This window comes from Enterobacter sp. BIDMC 30, from assembly GCF_000534355.1.
Classification (GTDB): Bacteria; Pseudomonadota; Gammaproteobacteria; order Enterobacterales; family Enterobacteriaceae; genus Enterobacter; species Enterobacter ludwigii.
This window is the reverse complement of the sequence record NZ_KI973169.1, coordinates 2,258,749-2,284,688: the sequence shown is the minus strand read 5'-3', so window position 1 is coordinate 2,284,688 and position 25,940 is coordinate 2,258,749. Positions and strand designations below refer to the sequence as shown.

The 25,940-nt window shown below is 48.9% G+C and carries 27 protein-coding genes and 3 pseudogenes; 5 read left to right on the top strand and 25 right to left on the bottom strand.

The genetic code is table 11. The features are described 5' to 3' along the window. The first annotated feature begins 47 nt into the window (after nt 1-47). The gene (dauA, locus tag L466_RS11480; RefSeq protein ID WP_014170504.1) at nt 48-1,727 is read left to right on the top strand and encodes a C4-dicarboxylic acid transporter DauA; all 1,680 of its coding nucleotides are present in this window, start codon (nt 48-50) and stop codon (nt 1,725-1,727) included. Here the strand turns inward: dauA and L466_RS11485 are convergent. Together L466_RS11485 and ychH are read right to left on the bottom strand one after the other, a co-directional pair. Continuing rightward, nucleotides 1,713-2,771 carry a MerR family transcriptional regulator gene (locus tag L466_RS11485; RefSeq protein ID WP_032680824.1) on the bottom strand — a complete coding sequence of 353 codons (1,059 nt, stop codon included), beginning with the start codon at nt 2,769-2,771 and terminating at the stop codon, nt 1,713-1,715. The two genes, dauA and L466_RS11485, sit on opposite strands and share 15 nt — an antisense overlap. A 125-nt stretch (nt 2,772-2,896) precedes the next feature. Next, nucleotides 2,897-3,172, bottom strand: a complete 276-nt coding sequence (ychH, locus tag L466_RS11490) for a stress-induced protein YchH (RefSeq protein ID WP_014170506.1) — start codon at nt 3,170-3,172, stop codon at nt 2,897-2,899. A 274-nt stretch (nt 3,173-3,446) separates the two neighbouring features. Here ychH and pth point away from each other — a divergent pair, with 274 nt between their 5' ends. Together pth and ychF are read left to right on the top strand one after the other, a co-directional pair. Beyond that, nucleotides 3,447-4,031, top strand: coding sequence for an aminoacyl-tRNA hydrolase (pth, locus tag L466_RS11495; protein WP_006175913.1), 585 nt, complete (start codon nt 3,447-3,449; stop codon nt 4,029-4,031). A 126-nt stretch (nt 4,032-4,157) separates the two neighbouring features. Further along, entirely contained in the window at nt 4,158-5,252 is a 1,095-nt protein-coding gene (gene ychF, locus L466_RS11500) for a redox-regulated ATPase YchF (RefSeq protein ID WP_006175915.1), read from the top strand. An 81-nt stretch (nt 5,253-5,333) separates the two neighbouring features. Here the strand turns inward: ychF and L466_RS11505 are convergent, their stop codons facing one another. The 3 genes from L466_RS11505 to L466_RS23975 all read right to left on the bottom strand — a co-directional run bounded on the left by L466_RS11505 (nt 5,334) and on the right by L466_RS23975 (nt 5,987). Continuing rightward, nucleotides 5,334-5,690, bottom strand: a complete 357-nt coding sequence (locus tag L466_RS11505; protein WP_032680822.1) for a hypothetical protein — start codon at nt 5,688-5,690, stop codon at nt 5,334-5,336. 65 nt (nt 5,691-5,755) lie between these two features. After that, entirely contained in the window at nt 5,756-5,827 is a 72-nt protein-coding gene (locus L466_RS23980) for a hypothetical protein (protein ID WP_071993120.1), read from the bottom strand. Then, complete coding sequence (locus tag L466_RS23975) at nt 5,820-5,987, bottom strand: hypothetical protein (RefSeq protein ID WP_255344432.1); 168 nt, start codon at nt 5,985-5,987, stop codon at nt 5,820-5,822. The genes L466_RS23980 and L466_RS23975 overlap by 8 nt, the downstream gene beginning before the upstream one ends. 638 nt (nt 5,988-6,625) lie before the next feature. Between L466_RS23975 and L466_RS24120 the strand changes: the two are divergent. Then, a pseudogene (locus L466_RS24120) lies at nt 6,626-6,725 on the top strand (DUF933 domain-containing protein); the annotation flags it as partial. A 54-nt stretch (nt 6,726-6,779) separates the two neighbouring features. Here the strand turns inward: L466_RS24120 and L466_RS11510 are convergent. The 5 genes from L466_RS11510 to L466_RS23655 all read right to left on the bottom strand — a co-directional run bounded on the left by L466_RS11510 (nt 6,780) and on the right by L466_RS23655 (nt 9,559). Continuing rightward, complete coding sequence (locus tag L466_RS11510) at nt 6,780-7,073, bottom strand: YciI family protein (RefSeq protein WP_032680821.1); 294 nt, start codon at nt 7,071-7,073, stop codon at nt 6,780-6,782. 105 nt (nt 7,074-7,178) lie between these two features. Continuing rightward, entirely contained in the window at nt 7,179-7,544 is a 366-nt protein-coding gene (locus tag L466_RS23115) for a hypothetical protein (protein ID WP_071993102.1), read from the bottom strand. Between the two features lie 16 nt (nt 7,545-7,560). After that, on the bottom strand, nt 7,561-7,941 hold the full coding sequence (locus L466_RS0122460; RefSeq protein WP_032629020.1) for a hypothetical protein: 381 nt from the start codon (nt 7,939-7,941) through the stop codon (nt 7,561-7,563). Nucleotides 7,942-8,042: 101 nt separating this feature from the next. After that, a complete protein-coding gene (locus tag L466_RS11515; protein WP_032680820.1) occupies nt 8,043-8,525 on the bottom strand; it encodes a hypothetical protein in 483 nt (160 codons plus the stop codon). Beyond that, nucleotides 8,522-9,559, bottom strand: a complete 1,038-nt coding sequence (locus L466_RS23655; RefSeq protein WP_369797153.1) for an RHS repeat domain-containing protein — start codon at nt 9,557-9,559, stop codon at nt 8,522-8,524. The genes L466_RS11515 and L466_RS23655 overlap by 4 nt, the downstream gene beginning before the upstream one ends. Before the next feature lie 205 nt (nt 9,560-9,764). Here L466_RS23655 and L466_RS24115 point away from each other — a divergent pair. Continuing rightward, a pseudogene (locus L466_RS24115) lies at nt 9,765-9,847 on the top strand (DUF933 domain-containing protein); the annotation flags it as partial. A 213-nt stretch (nt 9,848-10,060) separates the two neighbouring features. Here L466_RS24115 and L466_RS23100 read toward each other — a convergent pair. The 15 genes and pseudogenes from L466_RS23100 to L466_RS11575 form a co-directional block, all read right to left on the bottom strand. Continuing rightward, nucleotides 10,061-10,426: a hypothetical protein gene (locus L466_RS23100; protein ID WP_071993101.1), complete on the bottom strand. Its 366-nt coding sequence runs from the start codon at nt 10,424-10,426 to the stop codon at nt 10,061-10,063. Between the two features lie 842 nt (nt 10,427-11,268). Beyond that, nucleotides 11,269-11,751, bottom strand: coding sequence for an SMI1/KNR4 family protein (locus L466_RS11525; protein WP_081750641.1), 483 nt, complete (start codon nt 11,749-11,751; stop codon nt 11,269-11,271). A gap of 88 nt (nt 11,752-11,839) precedes the next feature. Further along, nucleotides 11,840-12,265, bottom strand: coding sequence for a hypothetical protein (locus L466_RS11530; RefSeq protein ID WP_032680816.1), 426 nt, complete (start codon nt 12,263-12,265; stop codon nt 11,840-11,842). A gap of 126 nt (nt 12,266-12,391) precedes the next feature. Further along, entirely contained in the window at nt 12,392-12,958 is a 567-nt protein-coding gene (locus L466_RS11535; RefSeq protein WP_255344413.1) for a hypothetical protein, read from the bottom strand. Between the two features lie 307 nt (nt 12,959-13,265). Further along, nucleotides 13,266-13,598 (bottom strand): Imm43 family immunity protein, encoded by a 333-nt coding sequence (locus L466_RS23960; RefSeq protein WP_255344431.1) that lies wholly within the window; start codon nt 13,596-13,598, stop codon nt 13,266-13,268. Between the two features lie 265 nt (nt 13,599-13,863). Next, on the bottom strand, nt 13,864-14,205 hold the full coding sequence (locus L466_RS0122445; RefSeq protein ID WP_155962764.1) for a hypothetical protein: 342 nt from the start codon (nt 14,203-14,205) through the stop codon (nt 13,864-13,866). Next, nucleotides 14,174-14,288, bottom strand: a pseudogene (locus L466_RS24110) (RHS repeat-associated core domain-containing protein); the annotation flags it as partial. The pseudogene L466_RS24110 and the gene L466_RS0122445, both read right to left, overlap by 32 nt. 276 nt (nt 14,289-14,564) lie before the next feature. Next, entirely contained in the window at nt 14,565-14,810 is a 246-nt protein-coding gene (locus L466_RS11540; RefSeq protein ID WP_032680813.1) for a hypothetical protein, read from the bottom strand. After that, nucleotides 14,810-19,285: an RHS repeat-associated core domain-containing protein gene (locus L466_RS11545; protein WP_032680812.1), complete on the bottom strand. Its 4,476-nt coding sequence runs from the start codon at nt 19,283-19,285 to the stop codon at nt 14,810-14,812. Before L466_RS11545 ends, L466_RS11540 begins: the two co-directional genes overlap by 1 nt. A 3-nt stretch (nt 19,286-19,288) precedes the next feature. Continuing rightward, nucleotides 19,289-19,729: a DcrB-related protein gene (locus L466_RS11550; RefSeq protein WP_032680811.1), complete on the bottom strand. Its 441-nt coding sequence runs from the start codon at nt 19,727-19,729 to the stop codon at nt 19,289-19,291. Between the two features lie 75 nt (nt 19,730-19,804). Further along, nucleotides 19,805-21,727, bottom strand: a complete 1,923-nt coding sequence (locus tag L466_RS11555; protein ID WP_032680810.1) for a type VI secretion system Vgr family protein — start codon at nt 21,725-21,727, stop codon at nt 19,805-19,807. A 505-nt stretch (nt 21,728-22,232) separates the two neighbouring features. Continuing rightward, nucleotides 22,233-22,679 (bottom strand): hypothetical protein, encoded by a 447-nt coding sequence (locus L466_RS11560; protein WP_032680809.1) that lies wholly within the window; start codon nt 22,677-22,679, stop codon nt 22,233-22,235. A 233-nt stretch (nt 22,680-22,912) separates the two neighbouring features. Continuing rightward, nucleotides 22,913-23,362 (bottom strand): hypothetical protein, encoded by a 450-nt coding sequence (locus L466_RS11565; protein WP_044857986.1) that lies wholly within the window; start codon nt 23,360-23,362, stop codon nt 22,913-22,915. A 330-nt stretch (nt 23,363-23,692) separates the two neighbouring features. Then, entirely contained in the window at nt 23,693-24,454 is a 762-nt protein-coding gene (locus tag L466_RS11570; RefSeq protein WP_025203898.1) for an ankyrin repeat domain-containing protein, read from the bottom strand. Further along, nucleotides 24,451-25,917: a Tle-like phospholipase domain-containing protein gene (locus L466_RS11575; protein ID WP_032680808.1), complete on the bottom strand. Its 1,467-nt coding sequence runs from the start codon at nt 25,915-25,917 to the stop codon at nt 24,451-24,453. The genes L466_RS11570 and L466_RS11575 overlap by 4 nt, the downstream gene beginning before the upstream one ends. Between the last annotated feature and the right edge of the window lie 23 nt (nt 25,918-25,940).

Genomic DNA, 25,940 nt, shown 5'->3' with positions numbered 1-25,940 from the left:
CCTGCCATTCACATGACAGATGATGCGCACACGGATGAGAGATAATTGTGAAACACGTAACCTCCTCACATGTTCTTCCCTTTCGCGCCCTCATCGACGCTTGCTGGAAAGAGAAATACACCGCTTCACGTTTTATGCGTGACCTTATTGCCGGTATCACCGTCGGGATTATTGCCATTCCGCTCGCCATGGCACTGGCAATTGGCAGCGGCGTAGCACCGCAGTATGGGCTTTACACGGCGGCCGTCGCCGGGATTGTGATTGCGCTAACGGGCGGGTCTCGCTTCAGCGTTTCCGGCCCGACAGCCGCATTTGTGGTGATCCTCTATCCCGTTTCTCAGCAGTTTGGCCTGGCAGGCCTGCTGGTCGCCACCCTGATGTCCGGCGTCTTTTTGATCCTGTTTGGTCTGGCCCGTTTTGGCCGGCTGATTGAATACATTCCCCTTTCCGTGACGCTGGGGTTCACCTCCGGGATTGGCATTACCATCGGGACAATGCAGATCAAGGACTTCCTCGGCCTGCAGATAGCCCACGTCCCTGAACATTACCTGCAAAAAGTCGGGGCGCTGTTTATGGCGCTCCCCACCGCCAACCCGGGCGATGCCGCCATCGGGATTGTTACCCTGGGCACGCTGATTATCTGGCCTCGTTTAGGCATTCGTCTGCCTGGCCACCTGCCCGCCCTGCTGCTGGGCTGTGCCGTGATGGCCATCGTTAATCTCTTTGGTGGCCACGTCGCGACCATTGGATCTCAGTTCCACTATGTTCTGGCTGACGGTTCACAGGGAAGCGGTATTCCTCAACTGCTACCGCAACTGGTACTGCCATGGGATATGCCGGGTTCCAGCTTCACCTTAAGCTGGGACTCCCTGCGCGCCCTTCTGCCCGCAGCCTTCTCAATGGCGATGCTGGGGGCCATTGAATCCCTGCTCTGTGCCGTCGTGCTGGACGGCATGACCGGCACCAAGCATAAAGCCAACAGCGAACTGGTTGGGCAGGGTCTGGGCAACATCATCGCCCCGTTCTTTGGCGGTATTACGGCAACAGCGGCCATCGCCCGCTCTGCGGCAAACGTACGTGCCGGGGCGACGTCGCCGGTATCGGCAGTTATCCACTCCGTGCTGGTGATCCTCGCCCTGCTGGTCCTCGCCCCGCTGCTCTCCTGGCTGCCGCTTTCAGCCATGGCAGCCCTGCTGCTGATGGTGGCGTGGAACATGAGCGAAGCACATAAGGTGGTCAATCTGCTGCGTCGCGCACCGAAAGACGACATCATCGTGATGCTGATGTGTATGTCGCTGACCGTGCTGTTCGATATGGTTATCGCCATCAGCGTCGGGATCGTGCTGGCCTCCCTGCTGTTTATGCGCCGTATAGCGCAGATGACGCGCCTTTCCCCGGTTAACGTAGAGGTACCTGACGATGTGCTGGTGCTGCGTGTGATTGGCCCGTTGTTCTTTGCTGCCGCGGAAGGTCTGTTCAGCGAACTGGAAACCCGTATCGTGGGCAAACGCATTGTGGTGCTGAAATGGGATGCCGTGCCGGTGCTGGATGCGGGTGGTCTGGATGCCTTTCAGCGCTTCGTTTCGCGTCTGCCGGAAGGCTGCGAACTGCGGGTGAGTAATCTCGAATTCCAGCCGCTGCGCACCATGGCGCGCGCTGGCGTGCAGCCGATCCCTGGCCGCCTGGCCTTTTATCCCAACCGTGAAGCCGCGTTAGCGGATCTGTGAATGCCCTGATGCAGAGAAACGTCTCTGCATCATCACGGCTATCGCCTGCTGGAGCCATGCAAGCACGGCAGGCGTCATCCATGTTCCTTTCATCAGATGCGCCTCCTGCTGCATGGCAACGCGAAACTTTTGCTGGGTTTCAGGATTCGTTCCCGCGTATGACTGGAACAATATCCGCCAGTGTTCAGCGAGCATTTGCGCCTCACCGGAAGACGGGTCAAGGTTTTCCCGCTGCGCCTGATGCAATTTCGCTACCAGTGGCGGCCACTCCATCATGCGATCAAAATAGTGCGCGCGGGTAAAGGCCATCTCTTCTGCAGAGAGATACTTTTCCCAGATGGCAAGCTTCGATTCGGCAAACGCCCGCGTAATATAGTCAGTCATTTCCGCCGTAATACCCGTCTGCTCACGCATCTGCGGCTCGAGGCTGTGCATCTCGTTCAGCCGGGTGAGAAATTCCGGCTTACCTGCCGTATCCTGCTCCAGGCGTGACATCCAGCGCGTCGCCAGATCCCTGGCACGGGGATCCGAAACGTCGATATTATGCTTCAGCAGGTTATTTGCCTCAGCAACCAGACCTGACCAGATATCCGCAAGTGCCTCCTTCTGTACGGCAAACGGCAACTGCTGTAACTCCTCTTTGCTAAACCAGCGTTCGTACATATTCATTAACTCCAGAGTCTGTAGCCAGGATTCCAGATTGGGTGCCGCATCGTCGTTAAGCCCGGTACGCAATTCCACCAGCCTCTCGCGCAGTGTCAGCATGCTGCGAAGTTGCTTATCCAGCAAACTGATTTGCGCATCGAGTAATTCGGTTAACGACAGCGACTCCTGTTTCAGAAAATCCCTGATTTCAGCAAGTTCCAGCCCGGCTTTTGCCAGCACCTGAATCATATGCAGACGTTGCACATCCGCCAGATTATACAGCCGGTAACCTGCCGCACTTCTGGCAGAAGGCTGTAACAACCCTGTTTGCTCATAGTGATGCAATGTTCGCACGGTGATCCCGGCACGTTTCGCGAGTTCACCCACCTGAATCAACATAACTGCTCCTTTTACTTTGCCAGTGGCACCACTCTGAAGCCTTACGTTACGTGAGGGTCAACCTTTCATGCAAAAAAAAAACGACTCCATGAGGAGCCGTTTCGGTGTTCTTTCGTCGTAGCACGTTAGCTGTGTTTGTGCTGGTCCCTGCGGCAGCGCTTATCGTAATGGCGCACCCACCAGTATTTGTCGCAGACTTCTTCATGTCCACTCACGCGTGCACCGGCAAGCCATAGCACTGCACCAAGGAAGATACTCAATACCGCGCCATGCGCGAAGTATTGCGGAAGGTCAAGCTGCGGCAATTGGTTTAAAATTGAATAACCCACGCCAGCGACCATCACAAACAGTCCCAACCCCATCAGCACATTACCGAGTATCGAAGCGTTTTTGCGTTTCATATGTCACCTCCGGAACTTTGGGTTGTAAGGGGAAAAGCCCCTGATCCTTGTGTGTAAAGTATAGACAACGGCTCTTTTATGAGTTGCGTGAATGATCACATTTACAGATAACTCCCAGACAAAAGTTTACAAATAAGACATTGAACAGCTTGAAATTCTAATTGTTCAGATAAGTAATTATTCATATCTCGCGGTTCGGGCAGCAGAATTTTGTCAAGCGGCGCGTCAGACAGTAAACTACGCGTCAGATCTGGAACCCATTAGGAATTGAATCGTGACGATTAAACTGATTGTCGGCCTCGCGAACCCAGGCGCAGAGTACGCGGCGACCCGCCACAATGCCGGTGCCTGGTACGTTGATCTGCTGGCCGAACGGTTACGTGCTCCCCTGCGTGAAGAACCAAAATTCTACGGGTATACCTCACGTATCAATCTTGCTGGCGCAGATGTCCGTCTGCTGGTGCCCACCACCTTTATGAACCTGAGCGGCAAAGCTGTTGCAGCCATGGCGACGTTTTATCGCATTAACCCGGATGAAATTCTGGTGGCCCACGATGAACTGGACCTGCCCCCCGGTGTGGCAAAATTCAAACTGGGCGGTGGTCATGGCGGTCACAATGGTCTGAAAGACATTATCAGCAAGCTGGGCAATAACCCCAATTTCCACCGTTTGCGCGTGGGAATCGGCCATCCGGGCGATAAAAACAAAGTTGTCGGTTTTGTGTTAGGTAAACCGCCGGTTTCTGAGCAGAAACTGATTGACGAAGCGGTTGACGAAGCGGTGCGCTGCACCGAAATCTGGCTGCAGGATGGCCTAACCAAAGCGACAAACCGCTTACACGCTTTCAAAGCGCAATAATCCGCCCGATACGGCTTTTTTACCGCGCGTGGTGCGGGTTACGTGTATAATAGGCGTAGTTATTTACTTTTCATCAATCGGTTATCGTTAACGGATTGATTATCAAGATATTAAGGTGATTTAGAAATGGGATTCAAATGCGGTATCGTCGGTCTGCCAAACGTGGGCAAATCCACCCTGTTCAACGCGCTCACCAAAGCAGGTATTGAAGCGGCGAACTTCCCGTTCTGTACCATCGAACCGAACACCGGCGTTGTGCCAATGCCCGATCCGCGTCTGGACCAGCTCGCGGAAATCGTGAAGCCGCAGCGCATTCTGCCGACCACCATGGAGTTCGTGGACATCGCGGGCCTGGTGAAAGGTGCATCCAAAGGCGAAGGCCTCGGTAACCAGTTCCTGACCAACATCCGTGAAACGGAAGCAATTGGTCACGTTGTCCGTTGCTTCGAGAACGACAACATCATCCACGTCAACAACAAAGTGGATCCGGCTGACGACATCGACGTCATCAACACCGAGCTGGCACTGTCTGACCTCGACACCTGTGAACGCGCTATTCACCGCGTGCAGAAGAAAGCCAAAGGTGGCGACAAAGACGCGAAAGCAGAACTGGCTGCGCTGGAAAAATGTCTGCCACAGCTGGAAAACGCGGGCATGCTGCGCGCGCTGAAAAACCTGACGGAAGAAGACAAGGCGGCAATCAAATACCTGAGCTTCCTGACTCTGAAGCCAACTATGTACATTGCCAACGTTAACGAAGACGGTTTCGAGAACAACCCATACCTGGACAAAGTGCGTGAAATCGCGGCGGCTGAAGGTTCAGTGGTTGTAGCGGTTTGCGCTGCCGTTGAATCCGACATCGCAGAGCTGGACGACGCTGACCGTGACGAATTCATGGCCGAGCTGGGTCTGGAAGAGCCGGGCCTGAACCGCGTGATCCGCGCAGGCTATGAGCTGCTGAACCTGCAGACCTACTTCACCGCTGGCGTGAAAGAAGTGCGTGCGTGGACCATTCCTGTCGGTGCGACTGCGCCTCAGGCGGCCGGTAAGATCCACACCGACTTCGAGAAAGGCTTCATTCGTGCGCAAACTATCGCGTTTGAAGACTTCATCACCTACAAGGGTGAGCAAGGCGCGAAAGAAGCAGGCAAGATGCGTGCGGAAGGGAAAGATTACATCGTTAAAGATGGCGACGTGATGAACTTCCTGTTTAACGTTTGATTTATTTTGAATGAAAAAAATCCACGCTTTGGCGTGGATTTTTTAAATATACTGCATTAGTTGTTTAATAAATACGGAATATTATAGCATAAATATGCTATTGCTTTCTTTATCCATGTCAAGGCTTCCTAACGCTCCAAGATCTAAAGAATAAATCTCATCAGTACCTTTGCTCAAATTCAAAAAGTATCCCAGATCACCATCCTGACCGATCAATAAAAAGTCAGGCTCAACCTCTTGAATTGTGTATGTATTATTTATTTCTAATACATCGGAACAATTGAATATATAAAGTGAATCACCATTTGCTCTGTGAATTTCATAAAGATCAATATCTTTTACGTTCTCTATCATAAATCGCTTATATTCAACAGGTAAAGATTTGTGCACAACTTGTTCAAGCTTATCCAACTGATCAATTAAATCCTGTTTTTTCATAATGGTTTATCTATAAAAATAAGTTATATATCAAATTGAATATTATTAAGATTAGACTCTTTCAATTAATCAAAATATTTATAAGAATCACTAATCGCTTTTCTTGCCTGCTGCTTCGGAACACCCGCATCAATCATTTCTTTGTAACTGATATGAAACTCTTGTTTCAATGTTATTTCCCCAACCTCCAGGAAAAACTCTACGCGTTCGTTGAGCAGAACTTATATTAATGTGTGGACTGCCTGATGCGGATTTAAGTAACGTAGCAGGTGCAGTATTTCTTTGGTAACCGTTTATTCTTTTCTTAGCCCAGGCATCTTAAATTGGATGGTGGCTTTGTAAAAATCCATCATTTTTACTATTTGTATGTCCCGACGCTCTATTTACACCTGGAGAAAGATTACCATGCGGATCGACATCACCAATTTTATATCCATTCGGTGCTTTACATTTCGACACCCCCCACGGATCCACCCACCCCAGCGCATACTGGTAAAGGTTTACCCCCCGCCAACCCTATCGGGTCCTGCTGCGTAAACCGCCCTCAGTCCGGGTCGTAATACCGGAACAGATTGTGGAAGTGACTGGCTTGCCAGTTGGCTGTCCACCCAGTTGCGTCTGGCGATTATTAATGACCTACTCAGCAGAATCTTCGAATAGGTTACCGGCGGCATCCCAGCGCCATTTCTCCTGGCCAGGCAGCGTACCATCCTGAACCAGCAGACTCCCGGCGATGTCGTACTGCCAGCGATGCCAGCTAGCGGGTTATCGTCCTGCTCTTCCGGCACCAGATTATTGCAGTAGTCGTAATCCCAGCGGTGATGCAGTCGACCAAGACGGTCATATTCGCTGCGGGTGGTCAGCACCTTGGATGCGGCTGATCTTACGGTGAAGTTCGTCGCGGCTAAAATCTGATACCGACAGCTTATTGAGAGCAGGGTGAACAAGGCGCGAAGAAGCAGGCAAGATGCGTGCGGAAGGAAAGATTACATAGTTAAAGATGGCGATGTGATGAACTTCCTGTTTAACGTCTGATTTGTTTTGAATGAAAAAAATCCACGCTTTGGCGTGGATTTTTTATTGCGGGGGTCAAAACACATTTTCCAAGAGTTCTGTCTTCATACTGGGTTCAAAAGGAATGATTTCGGCAGTCGCAAGTTTTAACCTCTGAAAAGGATCCTCGCGTAAGAGCTCTTCAAGAGAGGCAAGACTCTCGCACTTAGCGAGAATGACACCACCGTTTCTTGGGATCCGTCGACCGGACATCAGGAAAATCCCCTCTGCATATCCCTTTTTAAGCCACTCAACATGAGCAGGTATCGCTGCGTCAATATCTTCGAGTGGTTTTATATAGGTTAAAATAACTATGTAAACCGTGCTCATCCTTTGCCTCTTAACTCTGTTTTTTTAAACCGCTTGTTGGAACTGCTGATACAGTCCCTGTTTTGCCACCGGTTATAGTTATCATTTTTTTTAGCGCTTTTGATCTTAATATGCAGGGCCCGATTGAGACAACGCGTTACGCTTCATATCCCAGGAATAAAACCGATCATGCCAGCCATTGTTCTTTGCTGGATAGCTACAGACAACGACCACTTCCTTTGACAGGTTGAATGTTAAGTAATAGAAAGTCGCACCTTCAGGAGGTGCAGACCAAAATAGTTTTTCGCCCTGAGCATTGAAGATGGTCAAAACGGTTGGTAATGGCTTTGGTTCGCTTAACGCAAAGACTAACTGGCGTGTTGAGTCGACCATTGCATGGTCTAAAAATGGCATACTAACCACTCTGTTACTTTCACCACTAGCCCAATGAAGCAGGTTATTTTCTTTAAAATAAATGAGATTTTCAATCATTGGTAAACCTCAACCTTTAAAGGTTGATCTTTTTCAAATCACCTTCAAAAAGCCCCACAAGATATACCCGGTATCGTGCTGGTTGCACTTCTTTATACGTTAATACACTAGAAAAATCTTTCAAACACTTTGAACATGTATTTTTCGAAACATCTAATTGGCTATCGTCGTAGCTATATTTCTTATGTTCACTAACAAGCTTCACACCTCTCATTTTCTTAACCAAAAAGCTTTTTACCTCTTCAGTAAGCGTGTCAAACTCATATGAGTTTACGATAGAGTAGACTATTACCCCGTCACACTCAGGGCATGATATTTCCTTTCCATACTCTATGAAATCATTGTCAATGCCATCGAGGACTAATAACTTCTTTTTAAGTCGATTAGTTATTTTCATTTTCTCTATAACTTTTAACTCCAATAATAACAAGTAAGATTAAAAGTAAATGGATGATGTTATTAGTCAATAACTTAATTTAGGCAAGCCTTAGTTATTGATTATATTGAATTCCAAACTATATGTATACCATGGTTGAATGACTTTGTCTCATACGAGACAGAAATTCGGCCCCATTCATAATCCCATCTAATCATTTCTGTTTTCGTAATATCAGGAACCCCTAAATTCAGAGAAAGGCTTAGCCAATCAGACAAGCTTTTCACTGAGTTATTTAGCATGTTAATATTAGTTCTCGCATCCCAGTCCTTTAGGGATTTATAATATTCACTATCTTTATCGACAAGATGAACCATAAAAGGAAAACCAAAACATATTGGCCGTATGTTAATTTCAAATTCTTTATCGCAAAAAAACACCGGATCAATAAGATAGTGATAAGGCATGTATTTCTTTACAGCATTAAACGTATTTAGTTTGTGATAAAGTTTACTGTTGCAAAATCCTTCTTCAGTATCAATCTCTAAAGTTAGACCATCGAAAATTAGCTTTCCCGTTTTCGCATTAAAATTTAAGTTTATCATATATCTAAAATCTTTCCTGGGGTTAAAAGATGTCTCGATTCCTCTGGGATAAAGAACTGAAGTCCTCCCCCATCTCCATACAACTTATTGGCTGCAGCTCTACCGTAAGCAACATCTATGTCTTCGCTTACATAGAAAGCCCTTAATTTCGTACGTACAGACCATCGAGGATCTAATTTTACCTGTAGCGCTTGATGATAACCCAAAGGATCGCCTCTATATTGATTGACTGTTGGGAATGTCACAGTATATGAGGGTTGTTGATTCCCATTCGGGTAAAGAGCATAAAGAATTGTACCTTTTTTCAGCTTCCTATTCTTATAAACATCAATACCGGGATAATCATCATTTCCAGGGCCTTGCCACTTCGTTGCTTCTTTAGATGGATCCTTACATTTACGACTCAACCCCCACGGATCCACCCACCCCAGCGCATTAGGCGCATACTGGTAAAGGTTTATCCCCCCCGCCAGCCCTATCGGGTCCTGCTGCGTAAACCGCCCGCAGTCCGGGTCATAATACCGGAACAGATTGTAGTGCAGCCCTGTCTCACGGTCCAGGTATTGCCCCTGCATCCGCAGGTTCTGGGAATATCCTGATAACTGCGTCTCGCTTTCCCGCAACAGCTTGCCCCAGGCGCTGTTCACCGCTTCCCAGTGCACCTGCCCTTCGCTATCCGTCATCCGCTCCGGCTTGCCGGTCGGCTGTCCGCCCAGCATCTGGCGTCGCGTTTTGCTGATGCGTCGCCCAAGCGGATCGTAGCGGAAGCTGACCTGCGTCTGAGGTTTGTTGCGGTCCCGCGGCTGGCTGATGACTTCCGTCAGACGGTGCTCACCGTCGTAGCGGTAGTGCCAGCGGGTCTGGCCGTTATCCTTCTCCACGGTGCGGCCGTGGACGTCATAACGCCAGCGAATACCGTTCAGCTGCGTCAGACGGTTGTGCGTGACTTTCTTAGTAGAACCTTCCAGCGTGTTACCGGCAGCATCCCAGCGCCACTGCTCCTGGCCAGGCAACGTGCCGTCCTGAACAAGCAAACGGCCCGGCGCTGCCGTATTGCCAGCGGTACCAGCTGAACGGATTATCGTCCCTCTCTTCCCGTACCAGGTTATTACGGTAATCGTAATCCCAGCGGCGATGCAGTCGGCCAAGACGGACAGGTGGTCAGCAGCCCCTGGGTGCGGCTGGTCTCACGGTGAAGTTCGTCGCGGCTAAAATCTGAGACCGACAGCTTATTGAGAGCAGGGTGAACAAGGCGCGAAGAAGCAGGCAAGATGCGTGCGGAAGGCAAAGATTACATCGTTAAAGATGGCGATGTGATGAACTCTTGTTTGACGTTTGATTTCCTTACGGGGTCAAAACACATTTTCCAGGAGTTCTGTCTTCATACTGGGTTCAAAAGGTATGATTTCAGCAGTCGCAAGCTTTAGCGCCTGAAAAGGATCCTCGCTTAAGCACTCTTCAAGCGAGGCAAGACTCTCACATTAAGCAAGAATGACCCCACCGGTTATTGTTATTATTTATTGGCACTTTCGAGCTTAATACGCAGGGCCCGATCGAGACAACGCGTTATGCTTCATATCGTAGGAATAAAACCAATCATACCAGCCATTCTGTTGTACTCCATAGCTACAGACGACAACCACTTCCTTTGAGAGATTGAATGTTAAGTAGTAGAAAATAGCGTCTTCAGGAGGTGCAGACGACAATAGCTTTTCGCCCCGAGCATTGAAAATTGTCAAAACGGTTGGTAATGGCTTTGGTTCGCTTAACGCAAAGACTAATTGGCGTGTTGAATCTATCATTGCAAAGTCTAAAAATGGCATAGTAATCAGTACGTTACTTTCACCACGTGTCCATTCAAGCAGATCATTTTCTTTAATACAATTGAGATTTTCAATCATAGGTAAATCTAAAATTACAATATTTGATCTGTTTCAAGTCACCTTCAAAAAACCCCACAAGATATACACGGTACCGGGCTGGCTGAACTTCTTTATACGTAAAGACAGTTGAAAAGTCTTTTAAACAGTTTTGACATGTGTTTTTCGAAACATACAATTGGCTTTCATCATAGCTATATTTATTATCTTCACTAAGATACTTCACACCTCTCATTTTCTTAACAAGAAAGCATTTTACCTCTTCGGTGAGCGAGTCAAAACCATATGAATTTACTATGGAATATATTATTACACCTTCGCATTCAGGGCATGCTAGTTCCTTTCCATACTCTATGAAATCATTGTCATTGCCATCTAGGACTAATAACTTCTTTTTCAGTCGATTTGTTATTTTCACTTTATCTAAACCTTTAACTCCATTAATAGACAGGTTAGGTGATAAGCAAATGGGGGGATTTTATTAATTGATAATTTCATTTAGTCAAACATTCCATTCGATATAAATTCCACAGTCGAAGTTTTTTTCATTAGACTGTACAACAATTCTTCCCCATTCATGATCCCATTGAATTCCATATTGAGGATTGTTAATTTCAAGCTTAGGGTTTGAGGTTATTTCATTCTCAACCTATTTTTCGTTTGAACACTAATTGGTCCTAAAGGGTAGTTACTATTTCTGAGAAATAACAAATTCATGACCAAAGATGGTAATTGTTAATTAAAGGGAAAAATACGTTGCATTTTTAGTTTTTAACTAGAAATTTATGGCTTGCTACAGAGTTTCATAAAAATAGACTTCACAGCAGCAGAATTAAATAAGTCGCAAACTTATTAATTATTCTTTAAGGAAGACTCTCTTCTGTTACCAATCCATCAACAAAGTTGGAAAATGAATTTGTCAGATATCTTTGAAGTTTTATATGATTCTCTTGCATAGTCAAATCTTCATCAAAAGAATCTGTAGCAAAATATACAATTGAATAATTATCTAAATTCAGACAAAAGAAATTCCCTCCCCAATCATTTGCGAAAGGAAGCAGGTTCCCAGGAATCACTTCCCTATCCAACATGCTAATATAGCAACCGTCAATTAAAGACCTAGGATCATCATTTGTCTGAGTATTATAAACAAACGGTTTAAATCCTGCTACCTCTACTGGCTCAAAACCTTCATCACCGTCCCACCAACTTTTCTCAGGAATGCCACCATTAAATTGCAGATAATGTGATACGAAATCATCCGGAAGGGTAATAGATAATTTACTTTCCGTTTTATAAATATCTGCACGTCCAATCTTTTTTTCACATTTCTTGAAGTTATTCATCAGATTATAACGTAGTAATTACACTCCGTAAGCAATTATATGGAACATATTTATTCAAGCCACCTTAAAAAGGTAAATAGCGATGTACTCATGTTCCTTTGCGCAAATAAAATTCAATGTATTTTATAGGTCTATCCTGAAACGCACGCTCTTTGCCATAGTTATAAGCATCGTTAAAATATTTATACGCTTCCTCAAATTGATTCAGCTCATAACAGACCATGCCGAGATCGATTAAGGGTGCAGTGTCTATATCCGATCCACATGTCCGTAATGTCGTCTCACCCCATGTCTTTGCCTCAGCATAATCCGCCAGATCAAAATATGCGCTGTACATGCATGCAGAGATCCAGCTGGCAATATCCCATTCGAGCTTCGGCTCAGGAAGAGCTTGCCAGGCTTTGTGGTATTGCTCTAACGCCTCAGTATATTTTTTATCATCATGAAACTCATTTCCTTTTTCTATAAGAGATGCAACTCTTTTTTCATCAAATTTATCGTAACCGATTTTCATGTGTTTATTGATTGTGAATCGCAAAGAAACCTCCTCACCAATATAAAAGCTGACATGAGCCATAAATATTTTTTGAAGCAAAATGGTCTCTAAAAAATGCGTCTTTTAATATTAAAAAATTAAAACTTAACCAAAAAAGAATTGCTTAAACCCTTCTGCCTCAACATCCTTTAATTTGCTTTTAAGCATAAAATCGATATCTTCCAGAAAATCCTCTCTGAAATTAAAATCATCATCTGTACCATCACCATTATATTTACTTTGCTCTATCTCAATGGCAGAACAAAAAACATCCAAAAAGTCAGCTAAGGAACCGGAAATGATAAAGTTTTGTTTTTGAATACTACCATAAACAGGAGATGTTATATTTCGGGTGTCACAAAAAAGAACGTTTCCATTTCTTTCAGCAAAGATTATATACTCATCGTGCCAGGTCGTATCATTTTGAACTCGCCAACCTGATAATATTTCATTGAGATCTTGAGACTCAACAATTTGTATAAAGAAAGTACCATAAAATGTTGGATGGCCATTTAAAATCAAATGGCTATAAAAAAATCGAATTTCGCCATTTAAATTCACAGGGAGAGAACTTTCATTTTCTTCTGCTGTAAAGTCTATCTCTCCCATATTTAAATCATTCGTTTTGAATTTGATAACAAAGTCTTGAATAGTATTTTTTATATACATCATTCCTCTTTAAGAGTTAACATTATTGATTACTCGTAAAACTACTATGATCTATAGTTGAAAAATGGACTCATCATCCAAAGAACTTTTTCGCGCCATTAAAAAAGAAAAATAAAGAATCAGTAATAGCACGACACCATTCAATATTAAGGTAGTTTATTGCCCTTTCTCTTACGATTTGAGTCTATTTCGTAGAAATAATCTTCACAGAAAACGTCTAAAGCATTTTCCAGTTGAACAAGTTTCAAACCCCGGAAGCCTTTACTTTCAATTACTTCCTTAACCTCTTGTTTAATAATGACAAACCCTCCTAATAATGTGCCGCTAAACGAAAAATATCATATTCAATCGCATCATTCTTTAATTCAATTTTAAAAGGTATGATATCTCCGAATTTATCATCTTCAAGAATAGATTTTTCTTCATCTATAACATCCACGCCTGGAAAATATACATATTTAAAATCATCTCGAGGAACTTGTCCATTCCCAATCGAAACTGGTGTTATATCTCGGTCAAAAAAAATATTGTGCTTATAATTTTCTAAAATTGAAAATAAAGACTTATCCATCAAGTGCCCAAAGTCTTTTTTATAATAGTCAAATTTCAAAGCCCCAACATTTTTATTGCACAACAAATAAATACGATCTGGACATGCATCGTCTGTTATTCGATAAGGGAAGGAAAATGCTGAGCCTTCTATTTACCAGTTTTCATCGATCTGTAATCTTTCATCAACCATGCCCTGTAAATTTCTAGGCATGAGTGATGATTCAAAGTCATTCATGATCACATAATAGGACATTAATTCATTCCCCTGCATTTTGTTGTGGGAACATGACCCATCCAAATTTTATTCTTCATATCAATCTGGGTCCGCCTTATAGCTATCCTCGTCCCTTTAGCATCTAATATCCCAGAATTATATCGTTGCTCAACACGAGCAATTCGCTGGCGGACAATACCACTATAGTTATGATGATTACTGCTATGGAAAACATCCATTCCTTTCCTGCATCTTGTTTCATTGCTGTTGCGCTGCCTGGCAAATAAATACCATTAAATGCAGAGTCCATGTCTTTACCGATGCCAATATTATTGAAGAATGATTGGTTCTCTTTCCACACCTCAGCGGGTATAACATGGTAAGCAGAGAGTCGATCTCCAACTTTGCCAGACATATCTTTAACTAATATACCACTATTAAATAACCCCCTACGGATCCCCCCATCCCAGCGCATTCGGCGCATACTGGTAAAGGTTTATCCCCCGCCAGCCCTATCGGGTCCTGATGCGTAAACCGCCCACAGTCCGGGTCGTAATCTAAATTATACCATCCAGGTTTAGCTCACCGGTAATCGGGTTTAAACTTAATTCAGTTATATTGCCTTGCTCCAATTCCCCCCCCAAAAAAAGATAATGGCAATATAATTACCGTCTAAATCATAGCACCTATATAAAAAGCATTTTTCCATGCGTGCAAATCACATACTTTATACACAAGGCGCATGCTGGAATTTTCACCATGGCACCAAAATTCACTTACATCAATTTATTCACGCTGGTTTGTAAGAACCATTTCCAATGGAATCTTTGTGACAATAAAACCTTATTGCCAATGGTTCAATAAATTAATCCACATTTCTTTTTCTCCAGCGATGACTTTTATATTATCTCTATTTTCTTTTACATACTGCATGTACGTTTCATAAATAGCTCTTATTGTTACAGTTTTTTCAGAGCGAGAAGCTTCAATCAAAGTTATTAGTTTTTCTAAATAACGAGCTGACTCTACTCTTGACTTAAAAAAATCCTTGAGATAGTCGAGCACCTCATTGTATGAATCGTAATTCATTATTCCTCCGGAAGAATATCAATTTTGTCGAAAGTAATTTCCCGTTTTTCTGCGTGCATTTGTTCTACGCCCCCTTTCCCATACTGCGGATAAGCATTTGTAAATTGTTCTAATGGTGCACCAACTTCATCCCCAAACATTCTTGGATGCCTCACTTGAGGAGTACCATTTTCATAAAGTTGCAATGTATCAAATGTTCCTCTAATTCTTGCATCACTCCAAGAAACATCCGCTGGTAAAGTCGGATCAACTTTATCAGGACCTTTTATCTGAAACGCATCACGAGCCGCTTTACCCGTATCAAATTTTTCGAATCCAAAATACGTTACAGGCGCTTTTTTAGTTTCGAGAAGACCAGGAACCCATTTATCTAAACTGCCATCGTCATTCAAATATCGGACATAACGATAAGCAGTTGAAGGCATTGTAGCGCTTGGACCAGCAGGCCCAACATAGAAATCAGGTTTTGTTTTACCGCTACACTCACGACTCAACCCCCACGGATCCACCCACCCCAGCGCATTCGGCGCATACTGGTAAAGGTTTATCCCCCCCGCCAGCCCTATCGGGTCCTGCTGCGTAAACCGCCCGCAGTCCGGGTCGTAATACCGGAACAGATTGTAGTGCAGCCCTGTCTCACGGTCCAGGTATTGCCCCTGCATGCGCAGGTTCTGAGAATATCCTGATACCTGCGTCTCACTTTCCCGTAGCAGCTTGCCCCAGGCGCTGTTCACCCCTTCCCAGCGCACCTGCCCTTCGATATCCGTCATCCGCTCCGGCGTGCCGTTGGGCTGACAGTGGAACCAGAAGATCTCCGGGGCATCTACTCCGTCAATACGCGCCAGCGGGTCGTAGCTGTCCTGATCGCTGTAGACGTAGGTCAGCGGCACGTCCCCGTGCACTTCCTGCAGCAGACGGAACCCTTCCCAGACAAACCGGGTGGTGATCGGCTTGCCGGTTGGCTGTCCGCCCAGCATCTGGCGTCGTGTTTTGCTGATGCGTCGCCCAAGCGGATCGTAGCGGAAGCTGACCTGCGTCTGCGGTTTGTTACGGTCCCGCGGCTGGCTGATGACTTCCGTCAGACGGTGCTCACCGTCGTAGCGGTAGTGCCAGCGGGTCTGGCCGTTATCTTTCTCCACGGTGCGGCCGTGGATGTCATAGCGCCAGCGAATGCCGTTCAGTTGCGTCAGGCGGTTGTGCGTGACCTTCTCAGCAGATCCTTCGAGCGGGTTACCGGCAGCGTCCCAGCGCCACTGCTCCTGGCCGGGCAGCGTGCCGTCCTGAATCAGCAGACGCCCGGCGCTGTCGTACTGCCAGCGGTACCAGCTGAACGGGTTATCGTCCCGCTCTTCCCGCACCAGGTTATTGCGGTAGTCATAATCCCAGCGGCGGGACCAGCGGCGCGGCGACGGGCGCTGCGCATTGCCGGTAAAGACGTCCCGGCGATGCAGTCGCCCGAGGCGGTCGTACTCGCTGCGGGTGGTCAGCAGCCCCTGGGTGCGGCTGGTCTCACGGTGGAGTTCGTCACGGGTAAAATCAGAGACCGACAGCTTATCGAGGGCAATGCTGAGCAGATGCCCGCTGCCGTAGTAGAACTGTTTCAGCTCGCGGCCATCGGGCAGCGTGACGGAGGTGCGGTTGCCGAGAGCATCATACTCCCATGCCAGCTCACCGTGCTCGCCCACTTCACGCGTGACACGCCCCAGGGCGTCATACTCAAAGGCAAGTTCCTGTTCTGCCTCTGCACTCCAGGCGTCAACGGAAAGTGCCGGATGAAGTCCAATACGACTCAACAAACCTGACGGTGTGTAGTGATAACGGGTCTGCCCTTCCGGCGTGGTGCGGGCAACCAGCTGGCCACTCGCGCTCCAGGCGAAGGCATGGGTGATGGCTTCCGGATGACCGGCGGCAAACGTGCGCGCTATCGTACGCCCGCAGGCGTCATAGCGATACTGTGAGGCCACACCATCGAGCCCCACCTCTTCCAGCAGCAGCGAGTCGGGCCCCCAGCGGAACTGATAGGCTTCGCCATTTTCATTTTCCAGGGCAATCAGTCGCCCTCGGCTGTCCCAGCGGCGACGGACCTCTTCACCCTGAGTATTACGCGTAGCGGTTAATCGTCCTGCCTCGTCGTATTTAAACTCACTTTCTTTGCCATCAGCGCCCGCATGCGTCACCGGCAGACCGCGTTCGTTCCATGCAAGTGACTCTGTCCAGCCTTCCGGTCGATCGAGTTGCACCGGACGCCCTGCGGCATCGTAGCGATAGCGCGTCTCTTCGCCGTCAGCGCCGATCTCAGTCGTTAACCAGCCCAGCGGATGATAGGTATAGCGGGTTATTCGTCCTGAACAGTCTGTGGCACGAATGACCTGCCCGGCCTCGTTGTACTCCTGGTAACGACTGTTTCCCGCGGCATCAACTTCTTCAACGACCTGACCAAACTCGTCCCGGCGCAGCAGTGTTGTCTGCCCCATCGGGTCCACCACACGCTTCAGCCCGTGATGTTCGTCGTACCAGAAACGGGTCGCACTGCCGTCGGCTTCAATGATGGCTGATGGCAGCGCGCGGTGCTCCAGCCAGGTGGTGGTGCGGGTATTGCCGTCGGCGTCGATTTCCTGCACCCGGTTGCCCATTTCGTCGTAGACGAAGGTGACGGCGTTCCCGAGGGGATCGACGCGACGGGTCAGAAGTTCGTTTTCATCCCACTCGTAGCACCAGTTTTCACCGCGCTCGTCAACGTAGCGGACAATCAGATTTTGCGCGTTCCAGTAGTGCTTACGCGTCTGGCCATCGTAGTGCTCGACGGTCGTCAGCCCGGCGGCTAAATCGTAGGTGAAGCGGCAGCCGTCGCCGGTGCTGGTGCGGTTTTCTACCACGCGCCAGTGGTCGAATTTTTGCCAGCGGTATTCGCTCTCCAGCCCGCCCGGCAGGCGGTGCCAGACCATCAGGCCGTGGTCGTTATAGCGGTATTCGCGCGTCACTACGCCAGAGGCATCCGTCACGCTCGCCAGCTGGCCGCGCGCATCGTAACCCCACTGCATCAGCGGCCAGGTACGGTTGCCGTCAAAATGGCTGGCAGAGGTGGCGCGCTGCGGGAAACGCTCATCTTCATAGCGCAGGGTGACATCAATCGCCCGTGGCTCATCGTGAAGATTGACCAGCCTGCCGTGTTCATCCCACTCCGTCAGCAGCGCGTTGCCATATTCATCGCTGAGGGAGGCCAGACGCAGGATGGTGGGATTCGCCCGGGTCGGTTTATACAGACGCCATACCGCGCCGTCATCGTCGGCAATCGCCACGTCGCCGCTCTCATTGCGGCGGATGATGATGCCTTCGCTGATGCTGTAAAACGCGCGATCGACGGGCGGCAGCTCAAAGCTCAGCTCACGGCCGGTTTCGTCGAACCAGATCGCGTTGTTCTCTTCGAGCGTCAGATAGCTGTCAAAGGTTGTCGCCCAACCCAGACCAAACAGCCCTTCACGGGTGGTCAGGCTGTTGTAACTGCGCTGCCAGCGCAGCGGGAAGCGCCCCGGCAGCGAGAAATCGAGTTCATCGTCATCATTCAGCACCTTCACGCCGGTTGCAGCATGTACCGGATGCGATGAGCCAAACACAGCATTAACGGCCATATCGGCCAGCATGCCACCGCCGGCTGCCGCCAGCGCACAGGGCATATTTTTCAGGATTTTACCCGGACGCCCGCGCAGCAGGGAGAGCGCAATCATCCCCAGCGCCAGACCCGGCGTTTTACCGCTTTTGATATCGCGGACCGTGAGCGTGTCCCCGCCGATGATCACATTCGGGGACACATCATCAGAGACAGTGCCTTCGCAGGTGGTGCGATCTTTTGCACGTACCGCGGGCTGCCCGTTAATGAAGACGCTTTTAGAGCCTTCCGCCAGATACTGCGGCCCGGAGTGCTTTTCGCACGCCACCTTGTCTTCTTCCAGCGGCGAGGTTCCCGCGGCGGCAGAGGCCACGCTCGGCTGCCACATCTCGCTGCCAAACTGTCCGGCGGCGGAAAGCAGCATGCCGGCGTAATCGGCAAAGCTGCCCGGAGACTGTGGCTCAGGTGACGGTGTGTCAGCGGGCGTCAGCGTCCCGGCCGCTCGCGCAGCGGGAATCGCGTTCGTCAGAACGTTATCAGACCCGGTGGTGATTTTGCCCGCTGGCGACGGTGGGAACAGCGCGTTGCCTAAGCCTTCGGCGGCGTTGCTGATATCGTCAGTTATACCTGCCACGTTTGCCAGTACGCCGCCAATGATCCCACTTAACAGACAGCTGGATCCAATAGCCGCCACGCCCGCAGCGGCGGCACCCGCCCCCAGCAGCGGAGCAGCAACGGTTGCCGCCGCGCCCACGGCAGCGCCGATAACGGCATAGGCCGCACCTTCCGCCACAATACTGGTGATATCCGCAAAAATGCTGGAGTGAATGATCTCGTCGCCCTGACGGGCCGCGTTGTTATCGCTCATGCCTTACACATTCCGGTTGTCGTTTAGCGTCAGACTCTGCTTAAGCGCGCTCCAGCGCCCCTCATCCTCTCCGGTGAATGCTCTGAGCGCCGAGAGGGTAAAAATCATCAACACCGGCTTGCCCGGCGTTTGTACGGCCAGCTGTTTTTGCCAAATGCGCTGTCCGTTACTGTCAAAGGTCGTCTCGACTTCCAGCGCGTTAATTTTTCCGTCAGGCCCGACCTTTACGCTCTGGAATGCACTTTGGGCAATCTCGCCCATCTGCGGACGTAGTAGTTCCCACTGGCGGTGAAACTCTTTCTCATAGTCGCTGCCATCCGGAATAACGCCGCGACTGACCACCACGGACAATCCGCTTTCGTCGTCGCGAATAATGTTCATACTGTTATCCTGCCAGGCGGCAGGAAAAAGGGAGAAGGAACCTTCCTGGAGGGTATATTTCATCGCTGAACTCGTGTCTCAAATTGCTGAAGGGATTTACATGCCGCCATAGACAACCCGGCGGCAGACTGAAAACGGTTACTCTTCCGGCGTCGTAAATTTCTCCTGCACCGCCGCATCAATATCCCCTTTATGCCCGGAACCCGGCGCCGTGGTGCCCGGTTGTGTGCCAGACGTATTCAGGTGCAGCTTACCGCCGGTGGTGATATGACCATCCCCTTCAACGAAGAAATTAAACTCTTTGCCGATGAGGTTAATCTTGCCGTTAGCGTTCAGCTCAATTGCGCTTTCACCAGAGACCAGCCGTAGCTTCGTACCGGAAGCAATGACATATTGCTCCACCGCCGCATCCAGCTTGCCTTTGCCCGTCAGGATCTCTGTTCCGCCTTTCACCGCCTGGATCTGATTCGCTTCCACCCGATGCAGCTCATTTTTCTTCACATAATGGCTGCGCTCGCCACCGACGCTGTGCGTTTCATCGTTCTTAATGCTGGTGTCCATGTTGCGCTCAGCCTGGATCCACACCTGCTCTGCGCCCGCCTTGTCCTCAAAGCGCAGGGCATTGGCATTATCCACGGAGCCATCCTTCGTGCGGCTCATAAAACCCATCTGCGTGGCCGCCGCCGGCAGCGCCCACGGCGGCATGCTCGCCTCGTTGTACACGCGACCAGTAATAATCGGACGGTCCGGATCGCCGTTGATAAAGTCCACCACCACCTCATCGCCGACCCGCGGAATTTGCACCCCGCCGTACCCCTGACCCGCCCAGGCGCTCGACACACGCACCCAGCAGGAGCTGGTGTCATCCCCCTTCGCCAGACGGTCCCAGTGGAATTTCACCTTCACGCGGCCATATTTGTCCGTCCAGATACTCTCCCCATTTGGCCCCACAACCTTTGCCGTCTGCGGGCCGTAGGTGCGCGGCCACGCCGTGCTCTGCGCCGGACGGTATGACACCGACGCCGGGATGACGCTGAAATCAGTGCGGTGGATGGTTTCCCCCTCGCCGCTCGCGTAGCGGTTCTCCTCGAAATGGTAACCCGCCGCCGTGACCAGATAGTCACCGTTATCACTGAAGAACGGGGCGTTAGTCAGGGTGAAGGTGTGTCCCGGTGCAATACCCGCGGCCGTGGCCGTCGCCTGAATCTGCTGGTGCTCCACCTGCCAGCGCTCCTGACGAATACGGGCGTAGAACTCCGCATGCCCGGTCTCAACAAACCGTCCCGGCCAGTCGTACACGTCGATACTGCCCGGTTTCGGTGACGCCGGATTCTGCTGCGCCTGGAACAGCCACGCGTTCGGCTTGCGGAAGTCGTAGTCATCGAGGCTGTAAATCCCCGGGGTGACGCTGTCCTCCAGCGCCCACTGGCTGATACCCTCTTCATCCGTACTGCCGCCTGACGGCGTCTGGTGGTAAGGAATGACTTCGTAGCCGCTGAATGGCTGATACTGCGTCGCGGCGTCGGTGAGCACCAGGGTGTGCCTGTCGGCGTCGTGGCTGAAGTGATACGCAATCCCCTCCAGCTCCATCAGACGGCTGATGAAGTCCAGGCTCGACTCCTGATACTGCACGCAGTAGTCCCACACCCGGTAGCTCCCGGTGAGTTTATCCTCCACGTTGACCTGATGTTCAGCCAGCAGGGTTTTCACAATCTGCGGTACCGTCTGACCCTGGAAGATACGCAGGTTACGGTCGCGCTTCATCGGCCACAGGTCCGGCTCCACCGTCAGCTGGTACACCGCATAGCGGGTGCCCGTCAGCTCGACGGCACTCACCGCCACGCGGGTGATTTTTCCATTGATATAGCGGGGCGTCAGCAGGCTCTGCGTCGGGATGGTCACCGTGACCGGCTGACCCAGCAGTTTGCTGCGGTCAATGCGCGCATCCGTGCCAAGCAGGGTCAGCGTCAGGGCGAACGACTCGGACATCGCCTCGCGGCCCGTCAGTTTCCAGAACAGAAGCCCCTCCACCGGGAGCTGAACGGTAATTCGGTTGAGCATAATCTTTATTCCGTAATGGTTTTATGCTGGAGAAGATAATAAAAAACGGATAAATGAAAAAAGTCATTTACTATTACATGTAACCAGACAGATGAAAAATCACCTGAGGGAAATCAACGAGGAATCTATCATTTAATATGGAACACTTAATTAACTAATTAAAAATACACCCTCCGCATGGCACCATACTTTTCCCATGCTAAAAATAAAGCATTGGTATAAAGCACACATTTCTTCCGCAGCGATGAAATTTCCCCAGCACGTCCACAGTGTTACTCCCGGAGATGGATACCCCCTCTCATTCGTCAAGCCGACTTCAGTAATGTGTGGTGGAGTCAAACCTGCTGGCTTAACACGCATGGGCAATATCACCTGGTAATGAAGTATTTCCTTGTCAGTTGAGGTGTACAGCCATTTCCAATCGTTCGCCTCAAGGTCTTCGTTACTGGTAGCGGAGGCTATGGGAAACGGATAGTTGTTCTAAGTGTTTATAATGTCTCTTCACTTAGGCCGCGGAGGCTAGCCAGATACCATAGAATATAAGAATGCATCCAAATGATGCCAGGCATTTCGCCAGCAAAAGCAACCTGGGGCCATATCTATTTGCCAGCGATGACAAAATCGAATAATTTTTCACCGTGTTATATCGCTGATGAAAACGCATTATAGTTTCAAATATTGTGCAAAGCATAATGACGAAAAACTTAGCCAATAACAGTGTAACAAACGAAGGCGGAATAACGATTAGCACCAACTCACCATCTTCTTTTGTCATCGAGGGGAAAATTTCCCGCAATCCGATCAACACGAAAACCAGAATAAAAGTGCCGACTAATATAAAAGATAATTTTACGAAAAAAACCACCCATTCTTTTTTGTTAAAATTATCTTTGCCATTCCAGATATAGGCAAGAGCGACCAATGAAAAAATAATAAACCCGAGAAACTTCATTGAATCCGCTGCTCCTTATTCGCTCGCCCGACTATGACAGTCACACCCCCCCAGTATTAACAATTGGCGCATGGCGGGTTGCGTGAGGATGATCACCGCAACCAGTTGACCGAGCTGCCTGCTGCGGTCGATGCACGCATCCGGGTCGGGTCAAGGGCATGACGCAAAGCGGAGACGTGGTTGCGGTAACAGTAGAAACAAAGGTATCCGTTATGCAACCTTAATCATTGTGCTTACTTTAGCCAAAGACCCGAAAACATAAGGACGCTTCCAAGGGAAATTAAGCTTTTAGCAACGATAAGTAAGCCAGGCGCGACGATGCGTGATATAGACGATATTTTTTCATAATTTTCCACATTGTAGCTTTTGTGCCCCCTCAGAATCCCCGAGAAAACAGTACAGAGCAGCACAACTGTGACCTTTAAACCCCATACGCACAGAAAAGACATAGAAAAAATGATCGAATATTGTTTGGCCGTTGCGATAGAAAACAATGACATCGACTGAGAAAGCCATTTAAGCGTAAAGCCAATGACAACTGTGGCTACTAACACCAGAACCAACATCATCCCCGCCAGGAGCCACTTTTTCTTGTTAAAAAAATCTTTTCCATTCCAGATAAGCGCTAGTGTCCAAATCATAAAGAAAATAAAGAAAAACCAATGCATTACAATATTTCCCATTTATCCTCTTTAATCTTTTGTCAAAAGGGCAACACACTCAGCAATAACCATTAATCCCGCCATCTGCCTGAGCGGAAATTACGGCCAGCTCAAACCCTCACTATCCAAATATGAAAACAATTACAAGAAAGTATCTTCAGGAGCCCTGTCGAATAATTCACCTGCCATTCTGGCGATACGTTCGTGTTGTACCTAAATCAGAGTGCAGATCAATCATTATAATTCCTTATACGTAAGCGCAGTTTTACTACCAGAATCAACACGCTCAGTAACCTCAAATTTGGTCCCTGGCTCGAAAAGCACTCTGTTGTTTTAATGGAGATTAAATAATTATTTAGAGGGTTGAGGAGGCCATTTACCCCCCTTCTGGATGAGTTTCTCTTTTATCTCGTTTAATTTTTCGTATTGCTCACTGCCTTGTTCAAGCCCACTCAGCGCATCCGCAAGCGCATTGCTCATCGACCAGCCATTTTTAGCCTTAATTGACGGATCCGCGCCACGATCGAGCAGTAATAAAACATGATCGTATGACTGATTATCCAACGCATCAAACACCAGCGTTTTACCCAGTGAATTGGTTGAATTGACGTCAGCACCACGATTGAGCATTGCTTCCAGCGTCTCTGTATTTTTCGCTTTAATCGACTGGAAGATGATTGGTTCGTGGAAAACTTTATCTTTCACATTGGGTGAAAGACCACCGTCCAGCATCGCGTTGATCCAGTCAGCACTGTCCCCCTTCAGGGCGAATTCAGCAGGACTGCTTTTTCCCTGGGGTCGAGGCTGGAGCGGATCTGCGCCAGCCTTAACAAGCAACGTAATGATCTGCAAATGGGGTAATGTTTTTTTATCATTAATTGCGTTGCCCAGGGCCCAGAAAAGCAGGGTCATATCCTGCTTTCCGGGTTTGTTAAGGTCGCTGTCTGGTGCAAGCGTCTTCACCACATCGACATTGCCTTCTTCAATCGATTTCGCCAGTTCAAGCTGCTGACCGCTGAAGTAATCCTGTGGATTGAGTTCCATATCCTGCTTACACCCCTGAATCATGATTAAAAAACATAACGCCACGAAAGCCATCAAACGTTTTTTCACAACCGACTCCCGATTATCGAAATATCCTCATCCTTCTGTTGCTCAATGCAATCAATCGCCTGATTAATCCCATGGCGATCCAGCGCGCTTCCGGTTCCACCAGCAAGATCGTGGGGTATTCCCGCAGCATTAGGACTCAGCGCAGATATTTCCTCTTTGAGGATCCACGAAGGGACATGCCCTTTCATCATTTTCAGATCTTCCCAAGGGTTAACTTCCTGAATCCTGGTCAGCAGTTCACCATCAACACGATACGCCTGGATATTATCCGTACTGCCTAATATCTTGCCGCCGTATTTTTCTACCGTACCGGCGTTAAGGCCCGAGGCATTGAATGTCCATCCCGCTTTCCCACTAGCCATGGAGGTTGCAGAGGCCAGCCCGCCGCCCAGCGAATGTCCGGCAATATCAATATTCTGACCTGACCTTGCCAGCTCCTTACCGATACTCACAGCCTTTTTATAATACTCTGAAGCCATCCCCATACCCTGGGAAAAGTTATTCGACCAGTCGGCACCGTTTTGTACCGGAGCCAGTTCCCCTTTTGTCACCAAGGAGTAAACATTATCAGAGAATGATGCAAAGCCCGGCTCACGCGACCCACGGAACACCACAGTAGGATTCATATCAGTACCGAACACTTCCGGCTTCGGTTGATAGACACGCGCCAGAAAATTGGGAGAAGTGTCATCGTCAAAGAGCATCGATTTGTTCAAACCATACTTGCCCAGTAGCGCGTCATCATTACTGATATCCTTCCAGCCCTCTGGCACCCCCGGCGTTGTCTCCAGCGGATTCACTGTCTTATAAACATTCTCAGCAAGCTTCGCTTTCTCCACCGCAATATTATTCGCCGCCAGTCGTTTAGCGGCGATCTGCGCATCCGGGTAAAGGCTGTTGCTGCCCTTCGCGATCAGATCCTTACGCGCCTGCCAGCGTTCCGCCTTGGTCATCTGCTGTAGCTGCGAAGCATAGGTTTTACCGTCTTTGCCCGGCGTGGCCTCATCCGGCACCTGTGCCGCTTTGGATTTCACCACCTGCTTCGGCAGTACCGTCGGCGCAGGACGGGCACCGTAGGCTCGCACCATGGTTTCGTAGCGATCGACAATTGTGCTTACCGGATACCAGCCCAGACCGGTAAGCGAGGCCGCCTGCAGTCGGCCATCGGCATTGATATAAAATATCTCCGTTACCGATGACCAGTTACGGAAACTCTCGTCGATGGCAACGATCCTGCCGATATCGAGATCCTGCACGATCAACTTACGGGTATCGCGTCCTGACTGATAGGGATTCGCCCCGGTGATGGAATGCAGCAAATCGTAACGCGTAAACAGCGAGCGCAGCGAATTGTCGGGAACTGACATTATCCACTGCCCGGCTACGGACGGGCGGATAATTTTCGCGAAAAGCGCTGGCGAGACATTCTCGCTGAAAAGATAGACAAACTTGAGGTTATACATTCGCTCCGTCCTGTTACCAGTCC

Bases quoted from the DNA above. Each gene is read 5' to 3' on its own strand.
- L466_RS11485 (WP_032680824.1), bottom strand. From the start codon at position 2,771: ATGTTGATTCAGGTGGGTGAACTCGCGAAACGTGCCGGGATCACCGTG.
- ychH (WP_014170506.1), bottom strand. From the start codon at position 3,172: ATGAAACGCAAAAACGCTTCGATACTCGGTAATGTGCTGATGGGGTTG.
- ychF (WP_006175915.1), top strand. From the start codon at position 4,158: ATGGGATTCAAATGCGGTATCGTCGGTCTGCCAAACGTGGGCAAATCC.
- L466_RS11505 (WP_032680822.1), bottom strand. From the start codon at position 5,690: ATGAAAAAACAGGATTTAATTGATCAGTTGGATAAGCTTGAACAAGTT.
- L466_RS11510 (WP_032680821.1), bottom strand. From the start codon at position 7,073: ATGAGCACGGTTTACATAGTTATTTTAACCTATATAAAACCACTCGAA.
- L466_RS23115 (WP_071993102.1), bottom strand. From the start codon at position 7,544: ATGATTGAAAATCTCATTTATTTTAAAGAAAATAACCTGCTTCATTGG.
- L466_RS0122460 (WP_032629020.1), bottom strand. From the start codon at position 7,941: ATGAAAATAACTAATCGACTTAAAAAGAAGTTATTAGTCCTCGATGGC.
- L466_RS11515 (WP_032680820.1), bottom strand. From the start codon at position 8,525: ATGATAAACTTAAATTTTAATGCGAAAACGGGAAAGCTAATTTTCGAT.
- L466_RS23100 (WP_071993101.1), bottom strand. From the start codon at position 10,426: ATGATTGAAAATCTCAATTGTATTAAAGAAAATGATCTGCTTGAATGG.
- L466_RS11525 (WP_081750641.1), bottom strand. From the start codon at position 11,751: ATGAATAACTTCAAGAAATGTGAAAAAAAGATTGGACGTGCAGATATT.
- L466_RS11530 (WP_032680816.1), bottom strand. From the start codon at position 12,265: ATGAAAATCGGTTACGATAAATTTGATGAAAAAAGAGTTGCATCTCTT.
- L466_RS11535 (WP_255344413.1), bottom strand. From the start codon at position 12,958: ATGATGTATATAAAAAATACTATTCAAGACTTTGTTATCAAATTCAAA.
- L466_RS0122445 (WP_155962764.1), bottom strand. From the start codon at position 14,205: ATGCGCCGAATGCGCTGGGATGGGGGGATCCGTAGGGGGTTATTTAAT.
- L466_RS11540 (WP_032680813.1), bottom strand. From the start codon at position 14,810: ATGAATTACGATTCATACAATGAGGTGCTCGACTATCTCAAGGATTTT.
- L466_RS11545 (WP_032680812.1), bottom strand. From the start codon at position 19,285: ATGAGCGATAACAACGCGGCCCGTCAGGGCGACGAGATCATTCACTCC.
- L466_RS11550 (WP_032680811.1), bottom strand. From the start codon at position 19,729: ATGAAATATACCCTCCAGGAAGGTTCCTTCTCCCTTTTTCCTGCCGCC.
- L466_RS11555 (WP_032680810.1), bottom strand. From the start codon at position 21,727: ATGCTCAACCGAATTACCGTTCAGCTCCCGGTGGAGGGGCTTCTGTTC.
- L466_RS11560 (WP_032680809.1), bottom strand. From the start codon at position 22,679: ATGAAGTTTCTCGGGTTTATTATTTTTTCATTGGTCGCTCTTGCCTAT.
- L466_RS11565 (WP_044857986.1), bottom strand. From the start codon at position 23,362: ATGGGAAATATTGTAATGCATTGGTTTTTCTTTATTTTCTTTATGATT.
- L466_RS11575 (WP_032680808.1), bottom strand. From the start codon at position 25,917: ATGTATAACCTCAAGTTTGTCTATCTTTTCAGCGAGAATGTCTCGCCA.